The organism is Brachyspira sp. (assembly GCF_050873525.1).
Classification (GTDB): domain Bacteria; phylum Spirochaetota; class Brachyspiria; order Brachyspirales; family Brachyspiraceae; genus Brachyspira.
Genome location: NZ_JBNMIZ010000195.1, coordinates 1 through 5025, shown reverse-complemented (window position 1 = coordinate 5025; position 5025 = coordinate 1). Strand labels below are relative to the sequence as shown.

Sequence of the window (5025 nt, the reverse complement as noted above, 5' to 3'; positions counted from 1 at the left end):
TAATAGACCTATGATTAAAAGAAAGGTAAAATATTTAATAATATAATTTAGAAATATTGATTTTTTGATATTTTAATATAATTCTTTTATGAATTTTAGTAATAAATCGACATAGGAACTCATAGTTTCAGTTAAAGTTTTCATTTCTTCTTCTCCGATTTCTTTTATAGCCTTTAATTCGCAGTTAATAGCCTTTGAAAAAATACCTTCGGCATATTTTCTGCCCTCTTCCGTAAGATTAATAATCTTTACTCTTCTGTCTTCGGGCGGTTCTACGAGTTTTACATATCCTTTTTTATAAAAATAGGTTATTGCGGCGTTTATCGTTTGTTTCGGTATAGAAATGGCTTCGTATATATATTTTTGAGTGCAATTTTCATTCATAAAAATAACTCCCAAAACTTTCAATGTGCTATATGAAATTCCTTCAGATTTTGAATAATATTCGAGAGCAAAATTCCATTTATGCATGCATTTATGATATTCTTTGATAAATTCTCTAACTTTCTCAAATTCTTCATCCATAAAATTCCGCTCCGATTTTGATATTGTTTTATACGATTAATTGATAAAATTATTATATTAAAAAATTTGATTATTGTCAACAAATAGCATTGATAATTATATTTAAAAATTATAAATTAAGAAAATCTTTTAAGAATTTTCCCACGCCGTTAGAGTGATTATCCAAAGCTATATAATCGGCTTTACTTTTCAATTCCTCTTCTCCGTTTTCCATAGCGACTCCGACTCCCGCAAATTCAATCATTTCGATATCGTTATAATTGTCGCCGAAAGCTATAATATTTTCCCGATTTATTCCTTTTTTATCGCAAAGCCATTTCAAAGCCGAGCCTTTATTGATTCCGTCTCTCAATATTTCCAAAAAATTTGTATGCGAAAACGAAGTATGAACTTTAACCGAATTTCTTATTTCGTCCTGCAATTTTTCCAAAATATCTCTGTCGCCTATAAAAAGCATTTTACTGAATTCAAAACTTTCTATATTATGTAAACCTACAAAAATTTCTTTAAGTTTTTCTTTTTCGGCATATCTTCTAAAATAAAAATCCTCTTCGGATGCGACATATTTATTTCCGCTGTAAACATGCATAAAAACATTATATTTTTTATATTCTTCGTAAATATCCATTATTTTAAGCGCGGTTTTTTCGTCCAAAGGCTCGTCATAAATAAATTTTCCGTCTTCGTCCGTAATTATCGCTCCGTTCAAAACTATCGAATTATTTTTATTATTCAAATGTCTTTTATAGCGAATCATTCCCTCGAAAGGTCTGCCTGTAGATAAAACTATTTCCACTCCGTTATTTGCCAGATAATCAAAAATTTCTTTATTAAACAAACTTATCTCGCTTTCGTTATTTAAAAATGTTCCGTCCAAATCGGTTGCTATTAATTTTATATCTCTATTCATACTTTTAATTTTAACATAAAAATAATCAAAAACAAGTCTTTAATATAATATAAATAATGTTCCAGTAAACAATGATTATAATAATTTATTTTTAAAATTATATATTGACATATAACTTTATTTAGTTTATAATATTACTAAACAATTCTATAAATAATCGTCAAATGATAATCAAGGAGTAAAAATATGATTGGCAGAACACAAATTATGCGTTTATTAAGATACAAAAACGCGCTTATGAGAATGAAAAGTTTCGGATTTATAAAGGCTTATTCCAATAATTTGGGGGATGCCATAGGTTTAAGTTCCGTTCAAGTTAGAAAAGATTTTTCGCTATTTAATATTACGGGAAATAAAAAAGGCGGATATGTTATCGAAGATTTATTAAATAGAATAGACGAAATTCTCGGAAAACATATTTCTCATAATATAATATTAATCGGATGCGGGAAAATCGGAAACGCTTTGATAAATTACAGCGGTTTTGAAAAAGAATCGTTAAAAATCGTAGCTGCTTTCGACCATAATCCCGAAAAAGTAAATAGAGAAGCAGCTATTCCTATACTTCCGATGGAAGAACTGAAAGATTACATAATAAACAATAAAATCGAAGTCGCAATAATAGCCGTTCCAGATATAGAAGCTCAAAGAGTATTCGACCATATTTGCAATGCGGGAATAAAAGGAGTTTTGAATTTCGCTCCAATCAAATTGATAGAAAGACCCGACTGCATCATAAACGATATAAATATAGCGGACGAAATAGAATCGATTTTCTACTTTATAAACGATATGGAATCTAATCCAGAAGCTAAAAATTAAAAGAATAAACAAAAATAAGAAACTTAATTTTACAATAAAGCTTATATAATGTTTAAATTTAATATAAAATTTATTTATTTTATAATAAAAATTTTTTGAGGATAAAATAAAATGCGATTAAAAATATTTATAATAACTTCTTTTTTAATTATTTCGAGCGCGTTATTTCCAGATGCCGAATTAGAAATTTTACCTAAATTTGGAATGACGGACAGCTGGACAGATTTAACCAAAGGAGTATGGAAGCCTAAAGTGGATATAAATTTGCAAGCAGGATATAATTTGCCAATAAATAAAGGCATGTTTAGAGGAATGAGTTTTTTATTCGATTTTGGAATTAATACGGGAATGATTTCAATCGCTCATACGGACGAAAAATATAAAGTAAATCAATTAGACACTATAGAATTATACGGAGGTTTGGCTTTAAAATTTATTCTTGCAGGCGAGCCTTCATCTCCAGTAGATTTGGCTTTTGGAGTCGCTTCGGGCGTAAAATTTATTCCGCTTATAGAAGGCGTAAGAAAACCTACTAAAATTCCTTATTCTCCTTATGTTCGATTATTTTTAGAAGATAGAATTTATGTTACAGAAAAAATGGCTTTAATTGCTGGATTAGACATTTATTACGAATATATGTTTTTCGATAAAAATGACAGAAACAGATTATTTGCAGGCTATAATATAAATAAGCATCATTCAATAGGAGCAGATATAACGATTGGATTGCATTTTGGAAAACGATAAACTTCTTGAAAAATTATATTAAAAAAGGATTGTCTATTAATTTAGATAATCCTTTTTTATTTTCATAGTCATTACGAAGTAAGTAATAACTATAAAAACCGTCATTGCGAGCTTTCGTAAGAAAGCGTGGCAATCTACATAAAATAGATTACTTGGCGACTGCCCGACTTTGTCGCGGGCTAAAGCCCTCGTAATGACAATATTTTTTAACCGTCATTGCCAAAGGCACACAAAGTGCGCGAGTGGAACGAAGCAATCAATTACATTTTTCTTAAAGCTATCGTTAGGAAAAATGCAAATCCGCCCCAAACTGCAAGCAGACTAAGTCCCATAAATATAGCCGAATCTATTCCCATAATTTTCTCCTTTATCTTAATTAATCTTTAATCAATAAACTTATCATTTATTAATATATTTTTCTTTTAGTTTAGCCAATATAATGCCAACTATGAAAGCTATAATCGGCATAGCCCATCCTAATCCAACCAAAGCCGCTTGAGGATAATTTTCGTAAGGAACTTTTAAATCTTCTATTATTTTTAACGCCAAAAAAACCGCTAAAAATACGGGAGTTAAGAATTTCAAACAGAAATCCCACCAAATGCCAACTCTGAATTCGCTCACTCTATTAATCAAATCTTTAAAGTCTTTAAGTTTATAAACCCAAGCTATTAAAACGACTTCGATTAAACCGCTTATTACAATATTATAATTATTTATAAAATGGTCGACTATATCGAGTATATATAAACCGCCGCCCGTAGCATAAACCATAGATATTAAACCTTGTATTATAATAATTACTATAGTTACTTTTTTTCTATTATAATGGAATTTATCAATAAAAGACGATACTACAACTTCCGTCAAAGAAATAGCCGAAGTCAAACCAGCGAATGCAAGAACCAAAAAGAATACCGTTCCAAATATTCCGTTCAAACTTGGCAAAGAATTAATTGCCTCTGGAAATACTATAAAAGCGAGTCCGATTCCGCCGCCGCCCGCAACTTCCGAAACTTCTTTTCCTTGAGAACCAGCCATATAGCCTATTATACTGAATACGGTTATTCCCGCAAGCAAACTAAAACTTGTGTCGGCAAATCCCGTCATAAAAGCGTTATTCGATATATCCGAATCGTCCGATAAATAACTAGAATATGTAAGCATTATACCGAAAGCGATTGACATACTATAAAATACCTGCCCGTAAGCCGCTATCCAAACATTAGGATTAAGAATTTTTGAAAAGTCGGGCTTAAACATATAATCCAATCCTGCCAAAGCTCCTTCCAAAGTAAGTCCTCTGATAAGAATAACTAAAATCAATATGAATAGCAAAGGCATGAATATTTTATTCGCTTTTTCTATTCCGTCTTTGACCCCGCCGATAACGGAAATCAATATGATAATCCAAACTATTATCAAAGGAATTGCAACTTGAGGATTGAAGCCTCCCAATTTGAAACCGTCCGAAATTTTAAGATATTCGTTAAAGAAAAATGCCGAAGTATCAGCCCCCCATTTCATGCCTTGAAGAGAAAATAAACCGTAGGATAAAGACCATCCTATTATAACGGAATAATAAATAACTATTCCAAAGCATGTAAATACTTGCAACCAGCCGAGCCATTCCCAAGAAGGATTTAAGAATTTAAATGCACCTGGCGCGCTTTTATGAGTTTTATGTCCCATAGAGAATTCCAAAACCATAATCGGTATTCCCGCCGTAAACATAGCGATTAGGTAAACTATCATGAAAGCTCCACCTCCGTTTGCCGCAACCATATAAGGAAAGCGCCAAATATTTCCCAAACCTACCGCCGAACCTATAGCCGCCAATATGAATCCCGCTCGAGTTCCCCATTGACCTCTGTGATGATTATGACTCATTTTTAACTCCTTGCTTTTAATTAAACATTTATAATAAGCTTAATCAAAAAATTAAAATTTTATCTAAAATAATATATAAAAAAAGATAAAATTGCAATACTCTATATAGAAACTTTTATATTGATTTATAT

6 protein-coding genes are annotated in these 5025 nt (G+C 30.9%); 2 read left to right on the top strand and 4 right to left on the bottom strand.

Annotated features, from left to right (window positions below):
• Positions 1 to 72: 72 nt before the first annotated feature.
• On the bottom strand, positions 73 to 525 hold the full coding sequence (locus tag ACR0QS_RS10965; RefSeq protein ID WP_432633487.1) for a MarR family transcriptional regulator: 453 nt from the start codon (positions 523 to 525) through the stop codon (positions 73 to 75).
• 109 nt (positions 526 to 634) lie between these two features.
• On the bottom strand, positions 635 to 1435 hold the full coding sequence (locus ACR0QS_RS10960; protein ID WP_432633486.1) for a Cof-type HAD-IIB family hydrolase: 801 nt from the start codon (positions 1433 to 1435) through the stop codon (positions 635 to 637).
• 186 nt (positions 1436 to 1621) lie between these two features.
• Between ACR0QS_RS10960 and ACR0QS_RS10955 the strand changes: the two genes are divergently transcribed.
• Positions 1622 to 2257, top strand: coding sequence for a redox-sensing transcriptional repressor Rex (locus ACR0QS_RS10955; protein ID WP_432633485.1), 636 nt, complete (start codon positions 1622 to 1624; stop codon positions 2255 to 2257).
• Positions 2258 to 2368: 111 nt separating this feature from the next.
• A complete protein-coding gene (locus ACR0QS_RS10950) occupies positions 2369 to 3004 on the top strand; it encodes a hypothetical protein (protein ID WP_432633484.1) in 636 nt (211 codons plus the stop codon).
• A 260-nt stretch (positions 3005 to 3264) separates the two neighbouring features.
• On the opposite strand, the gene ACR0QS_RS10945 is transcribed toward ACR0QS_RS10950, so the two are convergent.
• Both ACR0QS_RS10945 and ACR0QS_RS10940 read right to left on the bottom strand, forming a co-directional pair.
• A complete protein-coding gene (locus tag ACR0QS_RS10945) occupies positions 3265 to 3360 on the bottom strand; it encodes a MetS family NSS transporter small subunit (RefSeq protein WP_432633483.1) in 96 nt (31 codons plus the stop codon).
• A gap of 43 nt (positions 3361 to 3403) precedes the next feature.
• Positions 3404 to 4894: a sodium-dependent transporter gene (locus tag ACR0QS_RS10940; protein WP_432633482.1), complete on the bottom strand. Its 1491-nt coding sequence runs from the start codon at positions 4892 to 4894 to the stop codon at positions 3404 to 3406.
• Between the last annotated feature and the right edge of the window lie 131 nt (positions 4895 to 5025).